Raw genomic sequence first — 24129 nt, 5'->3', positions numbered from 1 at the left:
CGCTTCTGCACTCACGATTATCCCCCGAATGACTGGGCGGCGGACAGGTGTCCGCCGCCCATTTTTATTGCCGGGATCGGGATGAAGGCGGCAGGTCAGGCCGCGTTGAGATCCACCGCGCCCTCGATCGAGGCCACCTGCTCCAGGAAGCGTTCGTCGAAGGATGTTCCGGTGAAACAGGATCCGCCGAACAGGGCGCGGCGCGCGTCGGATCCGTCCAGATGCGCGTAGGAGAAATCCGCGCCGGTGGCTTTCACCTGGCGCAGGTCGGCGCCGCGAAAATCGGTATAGCGTGCGCGGGTGCCGGCCAGGGAAGCCGGCAGGATGCGGTTGCCTTCCAGCAGCAGCGGTCCCAGCTGGCAGTCGCGCAGATCGGCGTTGGAGAGGTTTGCGCCGGTCAGGTCGGCGCCGCGCAGGTCGGCGCCGCGCAGCGAGACCATGCGCAGGTCCGCCTTCTCCAGCCGGGCGCCCTGCAGCTGCGCACCTTCCAGGTCGAGCCCGTAAAGCGTCGCGCCGCGGGCGTGGAAGGCGGTCAGTGTCTTGCCGGCCAGCGAGGTCAGTCCGCGCAGATCGGTGCCGTCGAACAGGGAGGGCTTGCCTTCACGGCCGTTCGTCTCGCACCACTTCATGTGCTCGGCGATCTGGTTGGCGACCGGGTTGTCGAGCGTGTTCGCATCGATCCCGACCGGTGCCTCGGTCAGCGCGCCATCCGTGCGCATCCGGTCCTTCTTGGCCATGACGGTCTTGGTGCCGATCAGGACGGCATTGGTGAAATCGGTATCGGTCAGGTCTGCACCGGACAGGTCGGCGCCCTCCAGGTTCGCGCCCTGGAAGGACGAACCGCGCAGATTGGCGCGGATCATCCGCGTGCCCAGCAGCATCGCGTCGGTGAAGTCGAACTTCTGTGCCGTGATGCCGGCCATTTTCGAGCGGGACAGGTTGGCGCCCGTGAAATTGGCCTTGTCTGAGTCATTGCCCTGGGTCTTGTGGGTGAGAACGGCGAGACCCTTTTCCTTGTCGATCTGGGCGATCGCACCTTCGCGCAGGTCGGCTTCGGTGAGGTCGGCACCGGTCAGGTTCGCACCGCGCATGATTGCGCCGCGCAGATCGGCCCGGCGCAGGCAGGCGCCTTCCAGGCTGGCGCGCCGCAGGTCTGCGGCAAAGAAGATCGCGCTGTTCAGCGTGGCGCCGGAGAGATTGGCCCCCCGCAGGACCGCGCCGGAGAAATCGGCGTCGGACAGGTCACGGTTCGACAGGTCGAGATTTTCGACGATGCTGTAGGCAAAGCTCGCCCGGGCGCCGCCGGCCTTGCCGGACCACAGACGCTCATGCCGTTCGCAGATCATGTCGACCTGCGCCTGGTTCAGCATCTTGAATTCGATTTTCCGCCCTTGCATCGGCAAGTCCTGTCGGTGGAGACACCAGAGAACCACGCTAGCGCGGGAGAGTTAATACACGGTGTCGCGGCTGTATTCGACCTCGCGTGCAAGGCCGCGGGCGACCAGGTCACGGGCAAACTCGGTACCCGGCGCGATGCGGACGCGGGAAAAGCCCTGCTCTCCCAGCTGTTTGAGCGCGGCATCCAGTCCGGAGGCCGGGACCGGGTCCAGCCCGGTTTCATAACCGGCAGTCCGGCTGTCGGCGAAGAGCAGGGGGCGGCCGGCTTCCAGGCGGTGGAAGAAAGCCTCGTAGAGCGCTTGCGCGTCAGCTTCGCCCAGGCCGGTGACAACCTCGATGCCGGCGGCTTCCAGCATGGCGACACCGCGTCCGGCGACTTCGTGATAGCGGTCGAGGCAGGCGATGACGACGCGGGCGACACCGGCTTCGATCAGGCCGAGGGCGCAAGGGGGCGTGCGGCCGTAGTGCGCGCAGGGCTCAAGCGTGACATAGGCGGTGCATCCGTGCGCCATGGCAGCCGCATGGGTTAGCGCGACGCGCTCCGCATGGGGACGTCCGTCGTCGGCCGTGGCGCCGGTCGCGACGATCTGGCCGTCCTTCACCAGGACACAGCCGACGGCCGGGTTCGGCGCCGTGCGCCCCAGCTGACCGCGGGCCAGTGCCAGGGCGAGGCCCATGAAGCGGCGGTCGGCGACGGTGCTCATGATCAGGGAAGGGGCGGCAGGGGCTGGGCGCGGCTCTCGTCGAGATAGCGCGCGCCGAGAATGGTGGTGCCGTCCTCGTCGAGATCGATCAGCAGCGGATTGCCGGTCGGGATCTCGACCTCCATGATTTCCGCATCGCCGACCTGGAACAGCAGTTTCACCAGGGCGCGCAGGCTGTTGCCGTGGGCGGCGACGGCGATGGTCTCGCCCTTTTTCAGGTGCGGCAGGATTTCCGACGTCCAGTAGGGTTCGACGCGGTCGAGGGTCAGCTTGAGGCTCTCTGCGGCCGGCAGGAGTTCACGCGGCACATCGGCATAGCGTTCGTCATTGGCCGGGTGGAATTCGTGATCCTCGGCGACCGGCGGCGGCGGTGTGTCGAAGGAGCGGCGCCAGATCTTCACCTGCTCGGCGCCGTGTTTCTCGCGCGTCTCATCCTTGTCGAGACCGGCCAGGGCGCCATAGTGCCGCTCGTTGAGACGCCAGGATTTCTCGACCGGGATCCACAGCCGGTCCAGGCCTTCCAGGGTGAAGTTCAGCGTCCTGATCGCCCGTTTCAGCACCGAGACATAGGCGCGTTGCGGTTTGAAGCCCGCCTTCGCCAGAAGCTCGCCGGAGCGGCGGGCCTGGGCGACGCCTTCATCGGTCAGATCGACATCAACCCAGCCGGTGAAGCGGTTCTGCAGATTCCATTCGCTCTGGCCGTGCCGGATGAGGGCGAGTTGCGGCATGTCAGTCTCCTCTTGCAGCGTCTGCGGGCGGCGCCGGCGCAGCGATAGCCCGCCAGCCGCGCCCGGGCAAGGCGCGGCGCCCGCGGCAGGCGTCATGGACAAAGTCGGGCATGGGCAAGTCCTGCGCCTTGTGGTATAAAGCTCCCGGTAGTTCCGGGTTTGCGTTTCAGGGGTCGTCCCTGCCGGGCCGTTTCCTGTCATTGCAGTCCAGCAGAGCCGTGTGCGAAGGCCTGCTGATCCGGTAGACAATCGCGGCGTCACGAATGCCTGGTCCCTCTCCGTCCCCCTTATGGACCACGCGACCACGCCGCTCTGGCCGCGCACGTCTCTTCCCCGGACGTGCGCGGTTCTGGTATGGGAGCGCACCTGACCTGTCCGCCCAGCGCTCGCCCGAGGAAATCCCATGCCCGAGTTCGACCCCGCCGCATCGGCCCGCCGTGTCATTGAAACCGAACGGGACGGGCTGGATCTGCTGGCCGGATCGATCGGCGAGGCCTTCGTCGCAACGGTAAACCGCATCGCGGAGATGAAGGGACGGGTGATCTGCGCCGGCGTGGGCAAGTCCGGCCATGTGGCGCGCAAGATCGCGGCAACGATGGCCTCGACCGGCACGCCTGCCTATTACGTCCACCCCACCGAGGCGAGCCATGGCGATCTCGGCATGATCGGCGAGCAGGATGCGGTCCTGGCCCTGTCGAAATCGGGCGAGACGAAAGAGCTGGGCGATCTGATCGCCTATTGCCGCCGTTTCGGTGTGCCGCTGGTCGCCATGACCACGAAGGCCGACAGCACGCTGGGCCGGGCGGCGGACTATCTGCTGGCGGTTCCCGACGCGCCGGAAGCCTGTGGCGAGACGCGGGCGCCGACCACCTCGACGACGTTGATGATGGCGCTGGGCGATGCCCTGGCCGTCGCGCTGCTCGAGGCGCGCGGCTTTACCGCAGCCGACTTTCGCACCTTCCACCCGGGCGGTGCGCTGGGCGCGGCGCTCGCATCGGTCGCCGACGTCATGCATGCCGGCGATGCCGTGCCGCTGGCCCCGCAGGTGGCACCGATGAGCGAAGTGCTGATCGAGATGACGGCCAAGAGTTTCGGCTGTGTCGGCCTGCTGGACGATACGGGCCGCCTGGCCGGTATCATCACCGATGGCGATCTGCGCCGTCACATGGGCAATGACCTGGTCGACCGCCCGGCACATGAAGTCATGACGCGCAATCCAAAAACCGGACGCAGCGAGGCGCTGGCCGCCGACGCGCTGCGGGAGATGACGGCCGGTTCGCTGAAAATCACCCAGCTCTTCATTGTCGACGACGCCCACAAGCCGGTCGGCATCCTGCACCTGCACGACCTGCTGCGTGTCGGCCTGAGCTGACACGGCACCGGGCTGCAAGTTCCAAGAAGACTGTTTCTGTTCGCGAATTGCGCTAGCACTGTCGCCGGACAGGCAGGGGAGAGGTTCATTGACAATCCTGGTGACCGGCGCGGCCGGCTTCATTGGATATCATGCCAGCGAGGCCTTGCTGGCCGCCGGCGAGCGGGTGGTCGGTCTCGACAATCTGAACGCCTATTACGACCCGGCCCTGAAACAGGCGCGTCTTGCACGCCTTGAACGGCATGAGGGATTCCGCTTCGAACGGCTCGATCTTGCCGACGACGCGGCCGTGATGGCGCTGGTCGAGCGCGAACAGCCTGACCGCATCCTGCATCTCGCGGCGCAGGCCGGCGTTCGCTACTCGCTGGAAAATCCCTTCGCCTATGCCCGCTCCAACCTGCTCGGCCATCTGGCCATCCTGGAGGCGGCGCGGCGGCTGGGCGACGATCTGAGCCATCTCGTCTATGCCTCGTCCAGCTCGGTCTATGGCGAGCGCTCGGCCGTTCCCTTTGCCGAGACCGACGCGTCGGAAACGCCGGCCTCGCTCTACGCCGCCACCAAGCGCGCCGACGAGCTGATGAGCGCATCCTACTGCTCGCTCTACGGCATTCCGGCGACGGGGCTGCGCTTTTTCACGGTCTACGGGCCCTGGGGCCGGCCGGACATGGCCTACTGGCTGTTCGCCGATGCCATGTTGTCAGGCCGTCCGATCAAGGTCTTCAACAATGGCGATATGGAGCGGGACTTCACCTATATCGACGATATCGTCGAACCGCTCGGTCGCATCCTGGCCGACGCGCCTGCGCGCGGCCGCCATGCCGTCTACAATATCGGCGGTTCGTCGCCGGTGCGGCTGATGGACATGATCGAGACGCTGGAGGGCGCGCTCGGGCTGACGGCCGAAAAGATCATGCTGCCCATGCAGCCCGGCGACGTCACGCGCACCTTTGCCGACACGGCAAAGCTGGAAGCCGACTACGGTTACAAGGCGACGACCCGTCTGGAAGACGGTCTGCCACGCTTTGCCGACTGGTACCGGAACTGGCGCGAGGGGACAGCCTGATCACGCTCTAGCCGAAATCCTTCAGCATGGCGCGGGCGGCTTCGCCATGCTCCGGATCGGATGTGGCGTAGGCGAGATTGGCGCGGAAATAGCCCAGCTTGCTGCCGCAGTCGTAGGACGTGCCGTCATATTCCAGGGCGTGGAAATCCTGGCTGTCCATCAGGCGCACCATGGCGTCGGTCAGCTGGATCTCGCCGCCGGCGCCGGCACCCTGGTCTTCCAGCAGCGGGAAAATCTCCGGCTGCAGGATATAGCGCCCCGTGATGAAGAGGTTCGACGGCGCGCTTTCGCGCGGCGGTTTCTCGACCATGCCCTTCATCTTCATCAGCGGACCGGACCGGTCGACCGGATCGATAACGCCATAGGATGACGGGTCTTCGCAGGGCTCGACGGCGATGACATTGCCGCCGACCCTGTCATAGGCCTCGACCATCTGCGCCAGACAGCTCTTGGCGGATTTGACCAGCATGTCGGGCAGCAGGATCGCAAAGGGCTCCTGGCCGATAATGTCGCGAGCACAGGCGATGGCGTGGCCCAGGCCCAGCGGGGCCTGCTGGCGCACGAAGCTCATCGAGCCCGGCGCCGGCCGGATGCGTTCAAGTTCCTGGAGGATGGCGGTCTTGTTCTTTTCGCGCAGCGTGTCCTCGAGCTCGTAGGCGCTGTCGAAATAATCCTCGATGGCCGACTTGTTCCGGCCTGTCACGAAGACAAAATGCTCGATGCCGGCGGCCCGGGCCTCGTCGACCACATACTGGATCGCCGGCCGGTCGAAGACGGGCAGCATTTCCTTGGGGATGGACTTGGTCGCCGGCAGGACGCGCGTTCCCAGGCCTGCGACCGGCAGAACGGCTTTGCGAATTGGCGACATGTCTTCCCCCGAACGCTGTCAGAACCCTGAGCGAGTTCCAACGCCTAGCCCATGGAGGCTGGACCGTCCAGCGCACCGATTCACTTCGCGTAAGGCATAACCTCCTATATAGGAGGCGGGTCAGAGAGAGGGCGGCCTCATGGGCAAGAAGTATTTCGGCACTGACGGCGTTCGCGGCCTGACGAACACATTCCCGATGACGGCGGAAACGGCCCTGCGCCTGGGCATGGCGGCGGGCAAGCATTTCGTGCGCCACTCCGGGCGCCATTCGGTGGTGATCGGCAAGGATACCCGCCTGTCCGGCTACATGATCGAGTCGGCGCTGGTCGCCGGCTTCACCTCGGTCGGCATGGATGTCTTCCTGTTCGGCCCGCTGCCGACGCCGGCCGTGGCGCTGATGACCCGCTCGCTGCGGGCCGATCTCGGCGTGATGATCACGGCCTCGCACAACCCCTATCATGACAATGGCATCAAGCTGTTCGGCCCGGACGGCAACAAGCTGGACGACAAGGCCGAGCTGAAGATCGAAAAGCGCATGGATGGCAGCCTGACCGACGATCTGGCCAAGCCGGCCGATCTGGGCCGGGCCAAGCGGATCGACGACGCACAGGCGCGCTATATCGAGATCGTCAAATCGACCTTCCCGCGCGCCCAGCGCCTCTCCGGTCTCCGCCTGGTGCTCGATTGCGCCAATGGTGCCGCCTACAAGGTGGCGCCGGATGTGTTGTGGGAGCTGGGTGCCGACATCATTCCGATCGGGGTCGAGCCGAACGGCTTCAATGTGAACGAGGAATGCGGCTCCACCGCGCCGGCGCGGCTGTCCAAGGAAGTGGTGAAATACCGCGCCGATCTGGGTATCGCACTGGATGGCGATGGCGACCGGCTGATCCTGTGTGACGAGAAGGGCCGCGTGATCGACGGCGACCAGATCCTCGGTCTGCTGGCTCGTCACTGGAAAGAGCAGGGCGAGCTCAGCCAGGACGCGATCGTCGCCACGGTCATGTCCAATCTCGGCCTGGAACAATATCTCTCCGGGATCGGGCTTTCGCTGGAACGCACCAAGGTCGGTGACCGCTATGTCACCGAGCGCATGAAGCAAACCGGCATCAATCTGGGCGGCGAGGCGTCCGGTCACATCGTGATGCCGGACCACGCGCCGACCGGTGACGGCCTGATTGCGGCGCTGCAAGTCCTGCGTGTCGTCAACGAGAGCAAGAAGCGCGCGAGCGAGCTTCTCAAGGTGTTCGATCCCGCGCCGCAACTGCTTGAGAATGTCCGCGTCAAGAAGGGCATCGCTCCGCTGGAGACAGAGGCGGTCAAAAAGGCAATCGAGGCGGGCGAAAAGCGTCTGGGCAAGGATGGTCGCGTGCTTGTGCGCGCCTCCGGTACCGAGCCGGTGATCCGGGTGATGGCCGAGGGCGATGAAGCGAAGATCCAGCAGGTCGTTGGCGATATTCGCGCCGCGATCGAGGATGCCGTGAGCTGACGACCGGAAAATGCTGTACCTCGTCGGCCTTGGGCCTTGCGCTGCCGGGTAGGCTCGGCGATACCGGGGCCGATCGGAATAGGAGTGGCGCATGCGCGTGGCGATGATCGGAACGGGCTATGTCGGACTGGTGTCGGGGGCCTGTTTCGCCGACTTCGGACATGAGGTCGTGTGTGTCGACAAGGATGCGTCCAAGGTCGAGATGCTCAAGTCCGGCGGGATCCCGATCTACGAGCCGGGTCTGGACCTTCTGGTCGAGCGCAATGTGCGCGAAGGCCGTCTGAGCTTCACCCAGGATCTCACCGACGCCGTGCGCACGGCCGATGCGGTTTTCATCGCTGTCGGCACGCCGTCGCGCCGCGGCGACGGATATGCCGATCTCAGCTATGTCTATGCGGCTGCCAAGGAAGTGGCCGAGGTGATGGACGGCTATACGGTCGTGGTCACCAAGTCGACGGTGCCGGTGGGCACCGGTGACGAGGTCGAGCGGATCATCCGCGAGACGCGTCCCGATGCCGACTTCGCTGTCGTCTCCAATCCGGAATTCCTGCGTGAAGGCGCGGCGATCGACGATTTCAAACGGCCGGACCGCGTTGTCGTCGGCACGGATGACGACCGCGCCCGCACGCTGATGCGCGAGCTGTACCGCCCGCTCTTCCTGAACGAGACGCCGATCGTGTTCACCGCGCGGCGGACCTCGGAACTGATCAAGTATGCCGCCAACGCCTTCCTGGCGATGAAGATCACCTTCATCAACGAGATCGCGGATCTGTGCGAGCATGTCGGAGCCAATGTCCAGGAAGTCGCCAAGGGCGTGGGTCTGGACAACCGGATCGGCGGCAAATTTCTGCATGCAGGCCCCGGCTATGGCGGGTCCTGCTTCCCGAAGGATACGCTGGCCCTGACACGCACAGCCCAGGATGCAGGCTCGCCGCTGCGCCTTATCGAGACCGTGGTCGAGGTCAATGATGCGCGCAAGCGGGCGATGGCCGACAAGGTGGTTGCGGCTTGCGGCGGCGATGTGAAGGGCAAGACGATCGCCGTGCTGGGCGTGACCTTCAAGCCGAACACCGACGACATGCGCGAAGCGCCGAGCCTGGAGATCATCCCGGCCCTGCAGAAGGCCGGCGCCACGATCCGGGCTTTCGATCCGGCCGGTACGGTCGAGGCCGAGAAGCTCCTGTCGAACGTCGAGTTCGTCTCCGGGCCGTATTTCTGTGCTGAGGGGGCGGATGCGCTGGTGATCATCACCGAGTGGAACGAGTTCCGCGCGCTGGACCTGAACCGCCTGAAGTCCACGATGAAGGCGCCGGTCCTAGTCGACCTGCGCAATATCTACACGCATGACCAGGCCCATAACGCCGGCTTTGAATACACCAGCGTGGGGCGGCCGCACGGCTAGCCGCGCCGAACCTGTTCCGGGGAGATATCATGACCGCCAAGCCGCACGCCGCGCTGACGCCCAATAGCTGGGCTTTCGAGAATGAAGCCCTGATCAAGCCGACGGGCTTTCGCGAATACGATGCGCGCTGGTGGTTTGGCCATCCCGGGTCCGACCAGGCACCCGACCTCAATCTCTACGGCGTTCAGGCGCTGGGGATGGGGCTGGGCACGCTGATCCACGAGCTGGGCGTGGAGCCGAAGATCGTTGTCGGCCATGATTTCCGCTCCTATTCATTGAGCGTGAAGCAGGCGCTGGAAGTCGGCCTGATGGCGGCCGGGGTCGAGGTGAACGATATTGGTCTGGCGCTGTCGCCGGTGGCCTATTTCGCCCAGTTCGATCTGGATATTCCCTGCGTGGCGATGGTCACGGCGAGCCATAATTCCAACGGCTGGACCGGTGTGAAGATGGGCGCCCAGCGTCCGCTGACCTTCGGGCCGGACGAGATGAGCCGGCTCAAGGAAATCGTGCTCAACGGGGATACGAAGACGCGCGATGGCGGCGGCTATGTCCGCCAGGCCGGTATCGCCGAGCGCTATCTGGCCGATGTTGCCGAGGGTGTCTCGCTGAGCCGTCCGATCAAGGTGGTTGCCGCCTGCGGCAATGGTACGGCCGGGGCCTTCGCGCCGCAGGCCCTGCGCGCGATGGGCGCCGAGGTGATCGAGATGGATTGCGAGCTCGATCACACTTTCCCGCGCTACAATCCCAATCCGGAAGACATGAAGATGCTGCACGCCATGCGCGATGCGGTGCTCGAGCATGGCGCCGATGTCGGTCTGGGGTTTGACGGCGATGGCGACCGCTGCGGCGTGATCGACAATGAGGGCGAGGAGATTTTCGCCGACAAGATCGGTCTGATGCTGGCCCGCGATCTGGCGCCGCTGCATCCCGGCTCGACCTTTGTGGTGGATGTGAAGTCGACCGGCCTGTTCACCATCGATCCGGTGCTCAAGGAACACGGCTGCAAGACCGACTATTTCAAGACCGGCCACTCCTACATCAAGCGCCGCTCGAAGGAGCTGGGCGCGCTGGCCGGGTTCGAGAAGTCCGGACACTTCTTCCTGCAGCCGCCGATCGGCCGCGGTTACGATGATGGTCTGGTGGCAGCGCGCGCCGTGCTGCAGATGCTCGACCGCAATCCGGACAAGTCGATGGCCGACCTGCGCCGCGCACTGCCGGTCAGCTATGGCTCGCCGACCATGTCGCCGGCCTGCGATGACGAGAAGAAATACGATGTCGTCGAACGCATCGTGAAAGTCTTCGAGGACAAGAAGGCGGCCGGCGAGCAGGTGGCCGGGCGTGCGATCGCCGACATCAACACCGTCAACGGCGTGCGTTTCTCGCTGGCCGATGGGGCCTGGGGCCTGGTGCGCGCCTCGTCGAACACGCCGAACCTGGTTGTGGTGATCGAAAGCCCGAACTCAAAAGAGGATGTAGCGGCGATCTTCACCGAGATCGAAGGCGTGCTGGCGAATTTCCCGGAAGTCGGTGCCTTCGACCAGAAGCTCTAGCTGTAGCGTGCGTCGATCACGGCGCGCAGGCCGGCTTGCCAGTCACCCGGCTCGATGTGCCAGACGCGCTGGAGACGCGAGGCGTCGAGCCGCGTATCGAGCGGGCGTTCGGCCGGTTGCGGCCAGTCGGTCGAGGCAATCTCAGTGATATCCGCAGGTGCGGGCAGGCGGTCGCCGGCCAGGGCGGCTGCGGCGCGGGCGAAGTCGGCCCAGTTGACGTGCCGTCCGCCGCAATAATGGAACACGCCGGCCGTACCTTCATGCGCTGACGGGTGCTCGTGCGACAGTTTCAGAAGATCGCGCGCCAGATCGCCGGCCCAGGTGGGAGCGGAATACTGGTCGGCGACGATCTTCACCGGCTGACCCTGTTCGAGGCGGCCGAGAATCGCCTTCAGGAAAGACCCGCCCTCTGCGTCGAACAGCCAGGCCACACGCAGCGTCACCGCGTCCGGATGGGCTTCGGCCAGCGCACGTTCGCCGGCCAGCTTGCTTTCGCCATAGACGTTGAGCGGCCGGGTGGTCGCCGTCTCGTCGAGCGGGGCGGGCGCCTTGCCGTCGAAGACATAGTCGGTGGAGATGTGGAAGAAGGGCAGTTCGCGTTCGGCTGCGGCGGCGCCCAGGCGGGCGACAGCCTCGCAGTTCAGCGCCATGGCGCCGTCGCGCGCGGTCTCCGCACCGTTCACATCGGTCCAGGCCGAGGCATTGATCACGGCCCGCGGCGCGATCTCGTCGAACAGGGCGCCGGCATCGCCGGTCAGCGCATCGAACCGGTCGCGCCCCGCTGTCACGACATCGCCGCCGCCAGCCCCGGCCAGTGCGCGCGCCAGCTGGCCGCTGGCACCGATCACCAGGACAGGGCGCGGCGTCTGCGTCATGCCGGCAGGCCGAGGCGTTCCTGGCGGTAGACGCCGTCCTGGATCTGCCGCCACCAGGCTTCATGGTCCAGATACCAGTCGACAGTCTGCGCCAGCCCGGTCTCGAAATCGAGCGAAGGCGACCAGCCCAGCTCGTCCTGCAGCTTGGTGCTGTCGATGGCGTAGCGGGCGTCATGGCCCGGGCGGTCGGTGACGAAGCGGATCAGCTCGCGGCGCGCCGCACCGCCGGGGCGGCGGTCGTCGACAATGTCGCAGATCGCCTGCACCACATCCAGATTGGTACGCTCGGCATTGCCGCCGATGCAATAGGTCTCGCCGGCGCGGCCACGCTCGACAATGTCGATGAGGGCGCGGGCGTGATCGTCGACGAACAGCCAGTCGCGCACATTCGATCCGTCGCCATAGACCGGCAGGTCCTTGCCGGCGAGCGCGTTGAGGATCATCAGCGGGATCAGCTTCTCCGGGAATTGCCGCGGCCCGTAATTGTTCGAGCAGTTCGACACCAGGATGTTCAGCCCGTAGGTGCGGCCCCAGGCGCGGGCGAGGTGGTCGGACGCGGCCTTGGACGCCGAATAGGGCGAGGACGGATCATAGGCGGTTGTCTCGGAGAACAGGCCTTCGGCGCCGAGCGAGCCGAACACCTCGTCGGTCGAGACATGCAGGAAGCGGAAGGCGCCGGCCTTGTCGGCCGGCAGGCTGTCGCGCCAGGCGCGGGCGGCTTCCAGAAGAGTGAACGTGCCCATCACATTGGTGTCGACGAAAATACCGGCGCCGGTGATCGAACGGTCGACATGGCTTTCCGCGGCCAGGTGCATCACGGCATCCGGGCGCGCCGTCTCGAAGGCGGCCTTTACGGCCTCGGCATCGCGGATATCGGCCTTCACCAGCGTATAGCGGTCGTGCCCGTCCAGCGCGGCCAGCGAGGCCGGCGCGGCGGCATAGGTCAGCGCGTCCAGATTGGTGACCGTCCAGCCCTGGTCCACCAGGCGCAGGCACAGGGCCGATCCGATGAAACCGGCGCCGCCGGTGACGAGTACGCGTTTGCTCATGTCTGCTCCCATCCCTGCGGGAAAATACGGCCATTGCGGGCCTGATGCTCGGCCAGGCGCGGCGCTTGCGCGTCCTTACCAGACAGCACCGGGTCTTGCACGCCCCAGTCGATGCCCAGATCCGGGTCGTCCCAGGCGATCGAACCGTCGTGTTCGGCCGAATAGTATTCGGTCACCTTGTAGAGCATGTGCACATCCGGCGTGCGGGTGACGAAGCCGTGCAGGAAGCCCGGCGGTACCCACAGCTGAACCCCCGTCTCGCGGGAGAGTTCCACGGCGAGATGCTGTCCGTATGTGGCCGAGCCTTCGCGGATGTCGACAATGATATCGGTCACGGCACCGGTGACCACCGACACCAGCTTGCCCTGTGCCATGGGCGGGGCCTGGTAATGCAGGCCCCGCAGCGTACCGGGCCGCGCGGTGAAAGAGAGATTGTCCTGCACGAAGCGCACGTCCAGCCCGGCCTTGTCGGCCAGCCGCCGGGCATTCCAGTGCTCGCAGAACCAGCCCCGGCCGTCGCCGAAGCGGGGCGGGGTGAGCAGGAGCGGGCCGTCAATGTCGAAGCGTTCGATCTGCATGGTGTTCCGGTGATTGGAGGGTGTCAGTCGGCATCGATCGGTCCATAGCCCAGCTTTTCGCGCCAGGGCTGCAGGATCGGGATGACAGGCTCGAGATGCTCGCGATACCGGCGCCAGCGCGCCCGGGACGTAGTATAGAGCGGCTGGATGACCTGTGTCGCACTCGGCGTGTTGATCCGGCCCCGGCTGCGGGCGGTTTCGATATAGTTCGTGACCCGCTCGTCCCACGGAATGCCCAAACGATCGAGCACCGGGCGGACCTGGCTTTCATGATCCTCGATCAGGCGTTCATACTGAACGACGACCGGGTCGAGGCCCAGAATGTCCACGGCCCTGAACCAGAGCTTCATGACACGGTCATAGAGCCGCGCCGCCATGACGATATCCGTGAAATGCATCATGGGCGGGTTCAGATCGAAGTCCTGCATGAAGCATGACAGGACCGAATCCAGCGGATCGCGCTGGGCGAAGATGAATTTGCCGTTCGGGAACATGTATTTCAGGTGGTTGGCATAGGCGAGATTGAGCGGCAGCTTGTCGATATTCACCCGCTTTTCGCCGGGCGTGTACTCGGACAGGGATTCCATCTGCTGGAAGTAGATGTCTCGCAACATGGTTCGCTCGGAGCCAAAAAAACTTGCAGCCATGTCTCGGCGGTTGGTCTGTGAGGGCAGGCCGTTGCGGCGGGCCTGCTCGGGGAATACGTGGGCCAGAAGCGGTTTTTCCTCGAACACTTCGACATCGGGATGCGAGCGCAGGATGGTGTCGAGCAGTGTTGTACCGGATCGCGGGAAGCCGACGATAAAGCCCATCACCGGTGCATCGGCGGGTTCGTCCCAGGGACGGGCATGGATGGAATCGTCCTCGGAGACCCTGTCCAGCCACTCGCTGCAGATATCGAGGCGGTGGGTATAGTCTTCGGCGCGAACAACGCCGCGGCCGCGCTCGAAATCGGCTGCCAGGCGGTTGCCGTGTGTAAAGGCGTGGAAGGCCTCGTCATGGCGGCCGAGTTTGTCGCAGACCCGGCCGAGGGTCATGGCGATGTGACGGTTGATGTTGTCCGAGGCCTTCGGATCATAATGCGGGATAAGACGGTCATAGGCGTCCTGGTGCCGGTTCCGGCGCGTTTCCAGTCGCGCAATCACGTGGGCGCTGCGCCGCTCGGCCAAGGACACGCCGCGTGCTTCTGCTTCGGCAACGAGGCTCTCCATCGCGTCGGAATCGTTGAGCGTGTCGAAGAATGACAGGGCGGCCTGATAGGGATGCTCGCTGTCGGGCGCCAGTTCGATCGCCTTCATGAAGGCCTCGCGAGCCTCGTCGTCACGCCGGCTGGCCGACAGGGCGCCGCCCAGACCGGTGTAGACACCGGGGTCTTCTGGGAAGGCCTTGACGCCGTCCCGGCCGAACTGGATGGCGTCCGCATATGCTCCGCCAAGAACCGCCATCTCGGCACCGCGACGGTAGAGGCGGGTATCGGGCCCGAGGCGGCGCAACCCGGCACGCACCGCATAGAGCGCAGCGTCGGTCTCGCCCATTGCACGATAGGTGTTGGCCTGGGTTGTCACCATGTCGACCGAACCGGGCTCCAGCGCCATGATATGATGCATGCACGCTTCGGCTTCGTGCAGACGCGACCGTGACATCATGACGTTGTAGAGATGCAGCCAGGGGCGAGGGACGGCGGGGGCCTGCTGTGTCAGCAGGTTCGCGCGCTGCTCAAGTTCCTGCAAATTGTGCGCGGCGGCCAGCGTATCGAGCTGTTGCATCCGGTCTCTGGGTACGGATTTAAGTGGCGCAATCGCACGGGCCGGTTCGATTTTCTCGCGCTTGAAACGGGCCAGCGCGTCATTCAGCTTGGGTGTTGCCCCCAGCAGCTGAATGCTGTCCAGAACGGCCCGATGAGCCTCGCCCTTTCGGCCCAGCCGGTGAAGCGCGGTAATGCGGCTGATCCGGAACTGCTCATTCTTCGGCTGGAACAGGATGGCCGTCTGGAACAGCGTCGCTGAGGCCGTGACGGCTTGCGGATTGTTGGTGTGCAGCAATGCGACGCCGAGATTGTGCAGCGCAAACGCGTTGCGCGGTGAGAGGGCGAGCGCGGTGCGGAAGGACGAGATGGCGCCTTTCAGATTGTTGCCGCTGAGATGTTGAAGTCCGGCCTTGATGTGGCCGACAGCCTCCTCCTCTGGCGAGGTTTGCTTGAGGAAGGCAGCCTGAGACGCTTTTTGGGCTTTGCCGGGGATTTCGAACACCATTGCGTAGACTCCGCTGGAACACAGGTTCGATACCCATCCCCCGGGAAGGCGTCAAACATGCCCGGCTGCCGGAAAGCGTTTCGGGCCTCTCCTGCCGGATGTGGCCGTGCGCCACGGCTCTGCGGCAATTAACCACGCGGCATGTTTAACAGCTGCATTTCACCATTATCGGTCAAACCGTTGCAGGAAGGTGACAATGTGGCGCTTTTGGGGCGTCATCCCCGTGCAGGCGGCGTGCCGAGCCCCACTTTTTGGCTTGACCTGCGCTCGCCGACTGACTTAACTCCACCCTGTTCGGCGCTCTAGTGACTGAGGGGGCGTCTCCGCGGGTGCGTTTGGGACTGCGTTTCTAGCCTCATTCGTGTCCGCAATTCCTGGCAGCCATAGGCGCTGAACAGCCATGGCTAGAAATTTGTAGATGGGGGAACCCAGAAATGAAAATGACTAAGCTTCTTGTAGGTGCCGCTTCGGCTGCTCTGCTCGCCGGCTCGGCGAGCGCCTACGACCTGGTCGCCGCGAACACCGGCCTTGCTTCGACGTCCACCTCGGGCTTCGAAGTTGAAGCCACTGTCGCGCTCGCTGCCGAGCTCGACTTTGCAGCTGGCGCCCACAACGGCGACTTCGAGTTCTATATCGAACAAGACACCGCCGGCGTCTTCACGACCGACGACGTTCTGCTGACGGTCACGCTGACCAACGGTACGTTCGATCAGGCCGTTACACTGGCCAATATCGACGCCACCTGCGCCTCCGGCGCGTCCGTTTCGACGGGCGGCGCTGCTGGTTCGTCGTCGGTGACCTTCCTGGTTTCCGGCATCGACGGCTGCGACGGCCCTGGTACCGGTCCGTCGGCTGGCTCTTTCGCGTCCGGCGATGACATCGGCTTCTCCCTGCCGATCGATCTGACCGGTGCGGGCGATCTGGGCATCTCCACCAACATGGTCACCGACTCCGGTTCCACGCCGGTTGACGGCGGTACGGCCACGCTCGGCTTCGTCACCCTGGTCGACGCTTACAGCGTTTCCATCGTTGCGAACCCGACCGACACCATTGCCGATCTGGACGCCAACCCGATCTACACCCAGTTCGACGGTGCAGGCGGCAATGGTCTCATCGGTACGGTCGAACTCGACTGTAATGTCGGTGTCGATATCAACCTCAACGGCACTGCCGTCAATTGCACCACCGACGTTGATGGCATCACGGCCACCCTGTCTGGCGATGTGTCGGCCTATCCCGGCGCAGGTGATGTCCTGATCGCTGGTCAAGCAGGCACCAACAACGTCGCTGAAGACGAGTCGACCGCCGACCTGGGTCCGGCAGTCGGTGCTGGTGGCTTTGGTCCGTCCAACATCGTCCTGGACGACAACCTCGCCGACGACGTGATCAACCCGTCCGACTACTCGCTGGCCGTGTCTGTCGATCTGGGCGCTGCCTTCATCGACGAAGCCGACGTCACGGGCACGCTCGCTTCGGTCGTTCGCGAAGGCACCACCGTTGTGGTTCCGTGGTTCGCGTCCTCGGCCGTCGCTGCGGCCAACGGTTCGAACAACGTGTTCCGCATCAGCAACATCTCCAACGCCGACGCTCGCGTCTTCGTTGAAGTGCTGACGGCTTCGGACGGCACCTTCGTCGATCCGGGCATCGTGGAAACCGGTTCGCCGCTCTCCGCCAGCGGCGAAATGGTCATGACCTCCGGCACCATCACCACCCTGCTGGCTGATGATCCGGGCCGCGCCGACCTGCGCATCACGATCGAGCAGACGGAAGACAACCTGACCTTCCGCCGCTTCGTGACGGCTCCGGACGGCTCGCTGACCGAAATGACGGTCGGTACGGTCGACCAGGACCTGGACGGCTAATCCGTCTCGGTTTCGAGAATCGGGAAAGGGCGGCTTCGGCCGCCCTTTCTTTTTGTCCGGACGCCGGCGGCTGCTGCGGCTGTTGCCCGGACAGACCTGCCGACCCTGCTGAAGCGGAACACTGTTTCTTTGCAACGTTCTCGTCTAGTCTCGCCGCCCTGAGGCGAGGGCGTAGCCGGCAGCAAGGGCAGGGCGTTCATGGACAATCGGCGTATCGGCGAGATCCTGCTTGAGGACAGCCATGTCACGGCAGAGGATGTCGAGGCCGCGGCGCGCTTCCAGGCAAAGGTCGGTGGCCTGTTCGGCCAGGCCCTGCTGCGCGTGGGTGCACTCTCCGAAGACGTGCTTCTCGCGGCCCTGTCGCGCCAGCTCGATTTTCCTGTCCTGGACATGGCGGTGCTGCCGGAAGAACCGTCCGCCTACCGTGCCGCAGCCGACCGTCTCGGCCTCGCGCCGGATTGGCTCCTGCAACACGACACCGTGCTGTGGTTCGAAGCCAAGGATGAGCAAGCAGCTGAAAGCGCTCCCTCTCTCTTGGGAGAGGGCCGGGGAGAGGGGGGAGACACCTCTCTGCGTTCAACGGGCCGGGAGAGCCGGCATACCCCCTCATCCGTCCCTTCGGGACACGGTCTCCCCGGGGAGAAGGGGGAAGCGGGTGCTGACAATATGCTGTCGGAAAGCGCCGATCCCTATGCCGCCGAGCAATTTTCGCCTGAAGCCGAGCCGCCGCAGCTGAACGTCTTCGCCCGCGCACCCTTGCATCCGCCGGTGCTCGAGGCGCTGGAACGCGCCTGGCGCGGACCGGCCGTTATGTGGCTAGGGCCGACCCGCCTGCTCGATGGTGCGCTCGCCTCGCTGCGCTCGTCCGGACGCGTCGCCAGCGCCGACGATGCCGACGATCTTCACCGTCTGCGCGAGATGGCCGAGGAAGCGCCGGTCATCGACCTGGTCAACGGCATGTTCGAGGACGCGCTGCGCCAGGGTGCCTCGGACATTCATATCGAGCCTTTCGAGAGCCATGTGCAGATCCGCTTCCGGATCGACGGTGTGCTGCGCACGGTGAACACATTGCCGCGCAGCCGGTTCGACGCGGTCGCCTCGCGGGTGAAGCTCCTGTCCGGCATGGATATCGCCGAGCGGCGGCTGCCGCAGGACGGCCGCCAGTCGGTGCGCTTTGCCGGCCAGGATATCGATCTGCGGGTGTCCAGCCTGCCGGGCGCCTGGGGCGAGAGCATCGTGCTGCGTCTCCTGCGCAAGCAGCAGAGCCTGCCCAGCCTTGAGGGGCTGGGGCTGGAAGGCCGGTCGATGGAAGCCTTCCAGGCGCTGCTGGAAGAACGCAATGGCGTCATCCTGGTGACGGGCCCGACCGGCTCGGGCAAGTCGACCACGCTCTACCGGGGGCTGGAAGGCGTCAATGACGGCCAGCGCAAGATCATCACGATCGAGGACCCGGTCGAATACGACATGGACGGGATCACCCAGGTCCAGGCGCGCGCCGATATCGGCTACACCTTCGCCCGCGGCCTGCGCGCCATCCTGCGCCAGGACCCGGACGTGATCATGATCGGCGAGATCCGCGACGGCGAGACCGCCGGTATCGCCGTGCAGGCCGCGCTGACCGGCCACCTGGTCTTCTCCACCCTGCACACCAATACCGCCCTGTCGGCGGTGGAACGCCTTGTCGATCTGGGCGTCGAACCGTTTCTGGTTTCCGCCTCGCTGCGCGGCCTGATGGGCCAGCGCCTGGTGCGCCGCCTGTGCGGCCATTGCAGCGTACCGGCCGGCCCGGCCGCAATCGCCCAGGGCGAAGCGCGGCTGGACGAGGTGCGCCGTGCCGGGGCCGACCTGCCCGACAGCGTCAACCAGCCGCACTGGCGCGAAGCGCGCGGTTGCGCGCACTGTTCCGGCACCGGCTATTCCGGCCGGGTCGCCGTGTTCGAGGTCGCCCGCTTCACCAATGCCGTACGACAGGCGATCAATGAAGCCAGGCCCGAGAGCGACCTCATCGCCGCGGCGCGCAAGGACGGTTTCCTGACCATGTATGAGGACGGGCTGGTCAAGGCGGCGCAGGGCTATACCTCGACCGAGGAGATCCTGCGTGTGCTCGGCCAGGCCTCGGCTGCCCATGCCTGAGACCGCCGGCAAGCACGGCATCCGCGACGATCGCCCCGTGCTGGTCGTCGGCATGCACCGCTCCGGCACCTCCTGCCTCGCGGGCTGTCTGGAAGCGGCCGGCCTCCATCTGGGCGAGGTGAATACGCAGGCGCCGCACAATCAGCGCGGCAATCGCGAGAATCTCGCCGTCATGCAGCTGCACGATGCCCTGCTGGAACGCCACGACGCCGCCTGGGACCGGCCGCCCGCCTCGCCCGTCGCCTGGACCGAGGCCGATCTGGCGGCCCTGACGGATGCAACGGCCACGGCGGCTGCGCACACACCCTGGGGCGGCAAGGATCCGCGCTCCCTCATGCTGATCGAGGGCTGGCTCTCACGCTTCAGCCCCCGCTTTGTCGGCACCTACCGGCATCCCGAAGCCGTGATCGCCTCGCTGTGCACCCGGGCCAAGGCCTGGGGCCAGCCGATGGATCCCGATGCCGCGCTGGATCTCTGGGCGGCCTATAACCGCGCGCTCTGCGACCTGCGGCGGCGGCATGATTTCCCGATCGTGCGCTATGACATCGATGGCGGCCTCTATGTGGAGAAGGTCACGGCGATTGCCCGCGATCTGGGATTGCCCCGTCCCGAGGCCGCCGGTCGGTTCTTCGACCGGGCACTGAAGCACCAGGCGGCATCGCGCCCGGTGCCGGCCGGGGTGGAGGACATCTGGCAGGAGCTCGAACGCCATGCTGTCTAGGCCGCGCATCTCCGTCATCATTGTCGCCTACGACATGCCGCGCGAAGTGCCGCGCACGGTGCAGTCCTTCCTCGCGCCCTATCAGCAGGAGATGGCGCCGGGCGATATCGAGATCCTGGTGATGGAGAACGGGTCGAGCCGGCCTGTTCCCGAAGCGGTGCGCGCCGGATGGCCGGCCAATGTGCGCTATTTCAACATCGAGAATGCGCCGGGCTCGCCAGCCTACGCCCTCAATCTCGGGGTGGCCAAGGCGCGCGGCAAATGGGTCTGCCCGGTGATCGACGGTGCCCGTATCGCGACGCCCGGCATCCTGCGCAAGGCGATGCTGGCGGCGCGCCTGTCGGACTGCCCGGTGATCGCGACGATGGGCTATCACCTTGGCCATATCGTGCAGCAGGAGGCGGTGAAGCAGGGCTATGACGCGGCCACCGAAGACGCGCTGCTCGACTCGATCGGCTGGCCGCAGGACGGGCATCGCCTGTTCGAGATCGGTTGTCTGGGCCTGTCGGCGCGCAAGGGCTGGCTGGCTCCGATCGCCGAGAGCAATGCGATCATCGTCTCGAAAGCCTTCTACAAGGCGATCGGGGGCTATGACGAGCGATTCGACATTCCCGGCGGCGGTATCGTGAACCACGACTTCTTCCGCCGCGCCGTCGAGCATCCCGACGCGCTCTATGTCCTGCTGGTCGGCGAGGGGACCTTCCACCAGCATCATGGCGGCGTGACGACTGCGAAGGGTGTCGGGAAACCCGCCGCGCCGGACGGGCGCACCACCTGGGACATCTATGCGGACCAGTACCGACAGATCCGGCAAATGGACTATGCTGTGCCCCAGCGTGCACCATTGCTGTTCGGGGATCTGGGCCCGTCCGCCGTGGCCGACGTGCAGACTTTCGCCGGGGGAGAGCGGCCGGAATGACCCGCGAGACCGACTTCATCACCAAATACCACAATCTCGATCTCGTGCGCCGGCGCGTCGAGGTCGGCGAGCACCGCGATGTGATCGGCGGCATGTGGGACGAGCTGGGTTCGCTGCAGCATGACTTCCTGGTGGGGCAGGGGCTGAAGCCGCATCACCGGCTGGTCGATATCGGCTGCGGATCGCTGCGCGCCGGCGTGCCGCTGACCCGTTATCTCGATGCGGATCGCTATTACGGCATCGATATCAGCCGCGATCTTCTCGATGCCGGCTATGAACGCGAGATCCTGCCCGCGGGCCTTGGCTCGAAACTGCCGCCCAATCATCTGCACGCGACGGCGGACTGGGACGTCTCGCCCTTCGGCGTGCATTTCGATTTCGGCCTGGCCCAATCGGTCTTTACCCATTTGCCGCTGGGCCAGCTGACCGATTGTCTTTCCGCCATCGCGCCGCACTTCGTGCCGGGCGGGCGGGTCTACATCACCTATTTCCACCGGCCCGACGACTGCCCGGACGGCGATCCGGTGATTCACGAGCCGGGCGGTATCGCGACCTGGCACGACCGTGACCCGTTCGATATCCGCCACGATGCGCTGTCTGCAGCGACACCGGAGGGCTGGGACCTCACCATCATCGGCGAATGGGGCCATCCGCGCGACCAGCGCATGGCCCTGTTCACGCGGCGCTAGGTCCTCAAGGAGCGGCGGTCCATGGCAACCTTCATCTACAAGGGACTGAAAGCCGGCAGCGGTGAAGTCGAGGGCCGCATCTCGGCGGCCGATGAGGTTGATGCGCTGCGCCAGCTCGAAGCCCAGTCGATCTCCGCCTTCCAGATCCGCGAGGCACGGCTGGCCGACCGGCGTTACGACCGCAACAAGGCAAGGCCGCAGGACCGCTTCCGTTTCATGCGCCAGCTCGCCATGCTGCTGCGCGCGGGCAGTCCGCTCCTGTCGGCCTTCGAGACGATCGGCGGCGACGAGCCCTGCCGCGAACTGGCCGAGACGGCGGACGAGATCCGCCGCGCCCTGCGCTCGGGGACGCGGCTTTCAGTGGCGATGAAGCAGTCACTGCGCGGCTTTCCCGACTATGTGCCGCGCCTGGTCGAGCTGGGCGAGGCGACCGGCGATCTGCCGCGCGCGCTGAACGATATTGCCGGCCAGATGGAACAGGATCTGCGCGCGGCCGCCGAGGTGCGCAATGCGCTGGCCTACCCGTCCTTCCTCGCGGTGATGGGCGTTGTCGCCGTGCTGTTCATCTTCCTCTTCGTGGTGCCGCGCTTCGCCACGCTGCTGGGTGATGACCGGTCGCAACTGCCCGGCTTCTCGCGCGTGGTGATCGAGACCGGCGTCTGGCTGCGCGCCCATATGGTCGAGGCCGGGATCGGCCTGGCCGGGCTGATCGGCGGCGGTTACATGCTCTCGCAGAATGCCGGCTTCCGTACCGGGCTGCGCGAATTCCTGTTCCGCATGCCGGTGATCGGCTCTTTCCTGAAGGCCAGCGAGATTGCGCGCTGGGCGCGGATTTCCGGGACGGCGCTGTCAGGCGGTGCGCCCTTGCTGGAAGCGCTTGCGCTGGCGGAGGCTTCGCTGACGTCGGTGCGCTGGCAGCAGGCCCTCGCGGAAGTGCGCCGGGCGATCCGCTCGGGCGAGCCGATCGAGGATGCGCTGCGCGCCTATACCGATTTCGATTCGATGACGATCAATCTGGTGAAGACCGGCCGGGCGGCCGCCTCGCTGGACGAAATGCTGCTCTTTGTCGCCGAGATGTACGAGACCGAGACCAAGGACCGGGCCAAGCGGCTGACCTCGCTGGCCGAGCCGCTGGCCGTCCTGTTCATTGCCGCGGTGGTCGGCGCGATCGTTGTCAGCCTGGTGATGGCAATGACCAGCCTCTACGACATCGCGCTCTAGCGGTGGTGCCTATCAGGCCCGCCAGCGCGGTGCGGCGACACCGCGATAGCCCAGCTTGTGATCGTTCAGCGGCAGCCGGCGTTCGTCACGCACGACAGCAGCCCAGGTCGCACCGGCATGGTGCCAGTCCAGCTCGCGCCAGACCAGGCCGGCATCCGCGCACGTCTGTTGCAGCCAGCTTTCCGGATAGGGCACGTTGAACGGATAGGTCCAGGGCTCCTCCGGCAGTGGCGTACCCGCTTCGCCCTTGAGATAGGACAGCATGAGTATGCCGTCCTGCTTCATGGCACGGCCAGCACTCTCGATCAGCTTGCGGGTATTGTCGGCGCCGGCATGGGTGATGATCGACTGGGCCATGATGAAGTCGAATTCGCGGTCGAACACGGTGCAGTCGAAGGCGTCGGAACCGGAGAATTGCGGCGATTTGAGCGCCTTGAGATCCTCGCCCGTCTCGTATTTGAACCCGTCATCGATCAGCCAGAGATTGGGGTCGACGCCGAAATAGCGGCCTTCGCGCAGGAAGGGGATGAGCGATCGGCCCAGGCGCAGCGAGCCGCAGCCGAAGTCGAGCACATAATCGGTTTCTTCCAGGCCCAGAGCTGCGAGCAGCGACATCTGCGACAGGGTGAGCAGGCCGAAGCGGCGGGGCGGGCCGACATAGGCGCGGTAATTGTCCGAGCCCGGCTTGAGCTCCTCGGCTTCTTCCGGCGACAGGTGACGTGGCATGGAATCTCGCTTGTCAAAAACGGGCGTGCTAGACTTGAAGGCCGAGTTTGAAAACGGAATGTGCGTTGATGTCCAGACTTAAAGCTGTCTTCAAAACGGCCGGCGAGCGGTTTTCGGTTGCCCGGCCTGGCTACTCCCTGATGGAAATCCTGGTCGCCGTGGCGATCATTGCAGTGCTCGCCACCCTGGTGGCGCCGCGCCTGTTCGGCCAGCTCGACCGTGCTCGCGTGACCTCCGCGGAGACCCAGATCGACATGCTGGAGACGGCGCTGGATTCCATGCGGCTCGATATCGGCCGGTATCCGACCAATGAAGAAGGCCTCGCCCTTCTGAGCACGCCGAACCCCTCGGTCTCGGCGATGTGGCAGGGCCCGTATCTGGACGAGGATCTTCCGACCGACCCCTGGGGCAACCCCTATCGCTATCGTGCCGCCGAGGGGCAGTCCGACCGTGGCCAAGTATACAGCCTGGGCGCCGACAATGCCGAAGGCGGCAGCGGTCTCGACGCCGATATCGGCATCTAGCGGGGCCTG

General features: G+C 65.5%; 21 protein-coding genes. 12 read left to right on the top strand and 9 right to left on the bottom strand.

Annotation, left to right across the window (positions count from 1 at the left end; all coding sequences use genetic code 11):
* Window positions 1–95: 95 nt before the first annotated feature.
* The 3 genes from JJ918_RS04280 to gpmA are packed head-to-tail and all read right to left on the bottom strand — an operon-like array spanning window position 96 to window position 2830.
* On the bottom strand, window positions 96–1397 hold the full coding sequence (locus JJ918_RS04280) for a pentapeptide repeat-containing protein (RefSeq protein WP_291883724.1): 1302 nt from the start codon (window positions 1395–1397) through the stop codon (window positions 96–98).
* A 51-nt stretch (window positions 1398–1448) separates the two neighbouring features.
* Entirely contained in the window at window positions 1449–2102 is a 654-nt protein-coding gene (gene ribD / locus JJ918_RS04275) for a bifunctional diaminohydroxyphosphoribosylaminopyrimidine deaminase/5-amino-6-(5-phosphoribosylamino)uracil reductase RibD (protein WP_291883722.1), read from the bottom strand.
* A gap of 2 nt (window positions 2103–2104) precedes the next feature.
* Window positions 2105–2830: a 2,3-diphosphoglycerate-dependent phosphoglycerate mutase gene (gene gpmA / locus JJ918_RS04270; RefSeq protein ID WP_291883720.1), complete on the bottom strand. Its 726-nt coding sequence runs from the start codon at window positions 2828–2830 to the stop codon at window positions 2105–2107.
* A 403-nt stretch (window positions 2831–3233) separates the two neighbouring features.
* Between gpmA and JJ918_RS04265 the strand changes: the two genes are divergently transcribed.
* Both JJ918_RS04265 and JJ918_RS04260 read left to right on the top strand, forming a co-directional pair.
* Window positions 3234–4202, top strand: a complete 969-nt coding sequence (locus tag JJ918_RS04265; protein ID WP_291883718.1) for an SIS domain-containing protein — start codon at window positions 3234–3236, stop codon at window positions 4200–4202.
* An 88-nt stretch (window positions 4203–4290) separates the two neighbouring features.
* Window positions 4291–5265 carry an NAD-dependent epimerase/dehydratase family protein gene (locus JJ918_RS04260; RefSeq protein WP_291883716.1) on the top strand — a complete coding sequence of 325 codons (975 nt, stop codon included), beginning with the start codon at window positions 4291–4293 and terminating at the stop codon, window positions 5263–5265.
* Between the two features lie 7 nt (window positions 5266–5272).
* On the opposite strand, the gene galU is transcribed toward JJ918_RS04260, so the two are convergent.
* Entirely contained in the window at window positions 5273–6133 is an 861-nt protein-coding gene (gene galU, locus JJ918_RS04255) for a UTP--glucose-1-phosphate uridylyltransferase GalU (protein WP_291883715.1), read from the bottom strand.
* Window positions 6134–6272: 139 nt separating this feature from the next.
* Between galU and glmM the strand changes: the two genes are divergently transcribed.
* The 3 genes from glmM (at window position 6273) to JJ918_RS04240 (ending at window position 10571) form a co-directional block, all read left to right on the top strand.
* Entirely contained in the window at window positions 6273–7619 is a 1347-nt protein-coding gene (glmM, locus tag JJ918_RS04250; protein ID WP_291883713.1) for a phosphoglucosamine mutase, read from the top strand.
* A 91-nt stretch (window positions 7620–7710) separates the two neighbouring features.
* On the top strand, window positions 7711–9021 hold the full coding sequence (locus JJ918_RS04245; protein ID WP_291883712.1) for a UDP-glucose/GDP-mannose dehydrogenase family protein: 1311 nt from the start codon (window positions 7711–7713) through the stop codon (window positions 9019–9021).
* Between the two features lie 29 nt (window positions 9022–9050).
* Window positions 9051–10571: a phosphomannomutase/phosphoglucomutase gene (locus JJ918_RS04240; protein ID WP_291883709.1), complete on the top strand. Its 1521-nt coding sequence runs from the start codon at window positions 9051–9053 to the stop codon at window positions 10569–10571.
* On the opposite strand, the gene rfbD is transcribed toward JJ918_RS04240, so the two are convergent.
* From rfbD to JJ918_RS04220, 4 genes are read right to left on the bottom strand one after another with little or no spacing between them, the layout of a single operon-like run.
* Window positions 10568–11446, bottom strand: a complete 879-nt coding sequence (gene rfbD / locus JJ918_RS04235) for a dTDP-4-dehydrorhamnose reductase (protein ID WP_291883707.1) — start codon at window positions 11444–11446, stop codon at window positions 10568–10570. The two genes, JJ918_RS04240 and rfbD, sit on opposite strands and share 4 nt — an antisense overlap.
* Window positions 11443–12495, bottom strand: a complete 1053-nt coding sequence (rfbB, locus tag JJ918_RS04230) for a dTDP-glucose 4,6-dehydratase (protein ID WP_291883706.1) — start codon at window positions 12493–12495, stop codon at window positions 11443–11445. The genes rfbD and rfbB overlap by 4 nt, the downstream gene beginning before the upstream one ends.
* Window positions 12492–13073, bottom strand: a complete 582-nt coding sequence (gene rfbC, locus JJ918_RS04225) for a dTDP-4-dehydrorhamnose 3,5-epimerase (RefSeq protein ID WP_291883705.1) — start codon at window positions 13071–13073, stop codon at window positions 12492–12494. Before rfbC ends, rfbB begins: the two co-directional genes overlap by 4 nt.
* Before the next feature lie 23 nt (window positions 13074–13096).
* Window positions 13097–15325 (bottom strand): sulfotransferase, encoded by a 2229-nt coding sequence (locus tag JJ918_RS04220; RefSeq protein WP_291883703.1) that lies wholly within the window; start codon window positions 15323–15325, stop codon window positions 13097–13099.
* A gap of 440 nt (window positions 15326–15765) precedes the next feature.
* On the opposite strand from JJ918_RS04220, the gene JJ918_RS04215 reads away from it, so the two are divergent.
* The 6 genes from JJ918_RS04215 to JJ918_RS04190 all read left to right on the top strand — a co-directional run bounded on the left by JJ918_RS04215 (window position 15766) and on the right by JJ918_RS04190 (window position 22870).
* Window positions 15766–17187 (top strand): hypothetical protein, encoded by a 1422-nt coding sequence (locus tag JJ918_RS04215; protein ID WP_291883700.1) that lies wholly within the window; start codon window positions 15766–15768, stop codon window positions 17185–17187.
* A 198-nt stretch (window positions 17188–17385) separates the two neighbouring features.
* Window positions 17386–19320 carry a type II/IV secretion system protein gene (locus JJ918_RS04210; protein WP_291883699.1) on the top strand — a complete coding sequence of 645 codons (1935 nt, stop codon included), beginning with the start codon at window positions 17386–17388 and terminating at the stop codon, window positions 19318–19320.
* Window positions 19313–20041 (top strand): sulfotransferase, encoded by a 729-nt coding sequence (locus JJ918_RS04205; RefSeq protein WP_291883696.1) that lies wholly within the window; start codon window positions 19313–19315, stop codon window positions 20039–20041. Before JJ918_RS04210 ends, JJ918_RS04205 begins: the two co-directional genes overlap by 8 nt.
* A complete protein-coding gene (locus JJ918_RS04200; RefSeq protein ID WP_291883695.1) occupies window positions 20031–20960 on the top strand; it encodes a glycosyltransferase in 930 nt (309 codons plus the stop codon). Before JJ918_RS04205 ends, JJ918_RS04200 begins: the two co-directional genes overlap by 11 nt.
* A complete protein-coding gene (locus JJ918_RS04195; RefSeq protein WP_291883692.1) occupies window positions 20957–21649 on the top strand; it encodes a class I SAM-dependent methyltransferase in 693 nt (230 codons plus the stop codon). Before JJ918_RS04200 ends, JJ918_RS04195 begins: the two co-directional genes overlap by 4 nt.
* A 21-nt stretch (window positions 21650–21670) precedes the next feature.
* Entirely contained in the window at window positions 21671–22870 is a 1200-nt protein-coding gene (locus JJ918_RS04190; RefSeq protein WP_291883689.1) for a type II secretion system F family protein, read from the top strand.
* Window positions 22871–22882: 12 nt separating this feature from the next.
* Here the strand turns inward: JJ918_RS04190 and JJ918_RS04185 are convergent, their stop codons facing one another.
* Entirely contained in the window at window positions 22883–23596 is a 714-nt protein-coding gene (locus JJ918_RS04185) for a class I SAM-dependent methyltransferase (protein WP_291883686.1), read from the bottom strand.
* 68 nt (window positions 23597–23664) lie between these two features.
* Between JJ918_RS04185 and gspG the strand changes: the two genes are divergently transcribed.
* A complete protein-coding gene (gspG, locus tag JJ918_RS04180; RefSeq protein WP_291883683.1) occupies window positions 23665–24120 on the top strand; it encodes a type II secretion system major pseudopilin GspG in 456 nt (151 codons plus the stop codon).
* Window positions 24121–24129 lie beyond the last annotated feature (9 nt).

The organism is Maricaulis sp., from assembly GCF_017642925.1.
Taxonomy (GTDB): Bacteria; Pseudomonadota; Alphaproteobacteria; order Caulobacterales; family Maricaulaceae; genus Maricaulis.
Note: the sequence above shows the minus strand (reverse complement) of the source record. Positions and strands in the feature narration are given on the sequence as shown.

Excerpts from the sequence above, each read along its gene's own strand:
- JJ918_RS04215 (WP_291883700.1), top strand. The coding sequence starts at position 15,766 with ATGACTAAGCTTCTTGTAGGTGCCGCTTCGGCTGCTCTGCTCGCCGGC.
- JJ918_RS04195 (WP_291883692.1), top strand. The coding sequence starts at position 20,957 with ATGACCCGCGAGACCGACTTCATCACCAAATACCACAATCTCGATCTC.
- galU (WP_291883715.1), bottom strand. The coding sequence starts at position 6,133 with ATGTCGCCAATTCGCAAAGCCGTTCTGCCGGTCGCAGGCCTGGGAACG.
- JJ918_RS04265 (WP_291883718.1), top strand. The coding sequence starts at position 3,234 with ATGCCCGAGTTCGACCCCGCCGCATCGGCCCGCCGTGTCATTGAAACC.
- gspG (WP_291883683.1), top strand. The coding sequence starts at position 23,665 with ATGTCCAGACTTAAAGCTGTCTTCAAAACGGCCGGCGAGCGGTTTTCG.
- rfbD (WP_291883707.1), bottom strand. The coding sequence starts at position 11,446 with ATGACGCAGACGCCGCGCCCTGTCCTGGTGATCGGTGCCAGCGGCCAG.
- JJ918_RS04200 (WP_291883695.1), top strand. The coding sequence starts at position 20,031 with ATGCTGTCTAGGCCGCGCATCTCCGTCATCATTGTCGCCTACGACATG.
- JJ918_RS04210 (WP_291883699.1), top strand. The coding sequence starts at position 17,386 with ATGGACAATCGGCGTATCGGCGAGATCCTGCTTGAGGACAGCCATGTC.
- JJ918_RS04185 (WP_291883686.1), bottom strand. The coding sequence starts at position 23,596 with ATGCCACGTCACCTGTCGCCGGAAGAAGCCGAGGAGCTCAAGCCGGGC.
- JJ918_RS04245 (WP_291883712.1), top strand. The coding sequence starts at position 7,711 with ATGCGCGTGGCGATGATCGGAACGGGCTATGTCGGACTGGTGTCGGGG.
- rfbC (WP_291883705.1), bottom strand. The coding sequence starts at position 13,073 with ATGCAGATCGAACGCTTCGACATTGACGGCCCGCTCCTGCTCACCCCG.
- JJ918_RS04280 (WP_291883724.1), bottom strand. The coding sequence starts at position 1,397 with ATGCAAGGGCGGAAAATCGAATTCAAGATGCTGAACCAGGCGCAGGTC.
- glmM (WP_291883713.1), top strand. The coding sequence starts at position 6,273 with ATGGGCAAGAAGTATTTCGGCACTGACGGCGTTCGCGGCCTGACGAAC.
- rfbB (WP_291883706.1), bottom strand. The coding sequence starts at position 12,495 with ATGAGCAAACGCGTACTCGTCACCGGCGGCGCCGGTTTCATCGGATCG.
- ribD (WP_291883722.1), bottom strand. The coding sequence starts at position 2,102 with ATGAGCACCGTCGCCGACCGCCGCTTCATGGGCCTCGCCCTGGCACTG.
- JJ918_RS04220 (WP_291883703.1), bottom strand. The coding sequence starts at position 15,325 with ATGGTGTTCGAAATCCCCGGCAAAGCCCAAAAAGCGTCTCAGGCTGCC.
- JJ918_RS04205 (WP_291883696.1), top strand. The coding sequence starts at position 19,313 with ATGCCTGAGACCGCCGGCAAGCACGGCATCCGCGACGATCGCCCCGTG.
- JJ918_RS04240 (WP_291883709.1), top strand. The coding sequence starts at position 9,051 with ATGACCGCCAAGCCGCACGCCGCGCTGACGCCCAATAGCTGGGCTTTC.
- gpmA (WP_291883720.1), bottom strand. The coding sequence starts at position 2,830 with ATGCCGCAACTCGCCCTCATCCGGCACGGCCAGAGCGAATGGAATCTG.
- JJ918_RS04190 (WP_291883689.1), top strand. The coding sequence starts at position 21,671 with ATGGCAACCTTCATCTACAAGGGACTGAAAGCCGGCAGCGGTGAAGTC.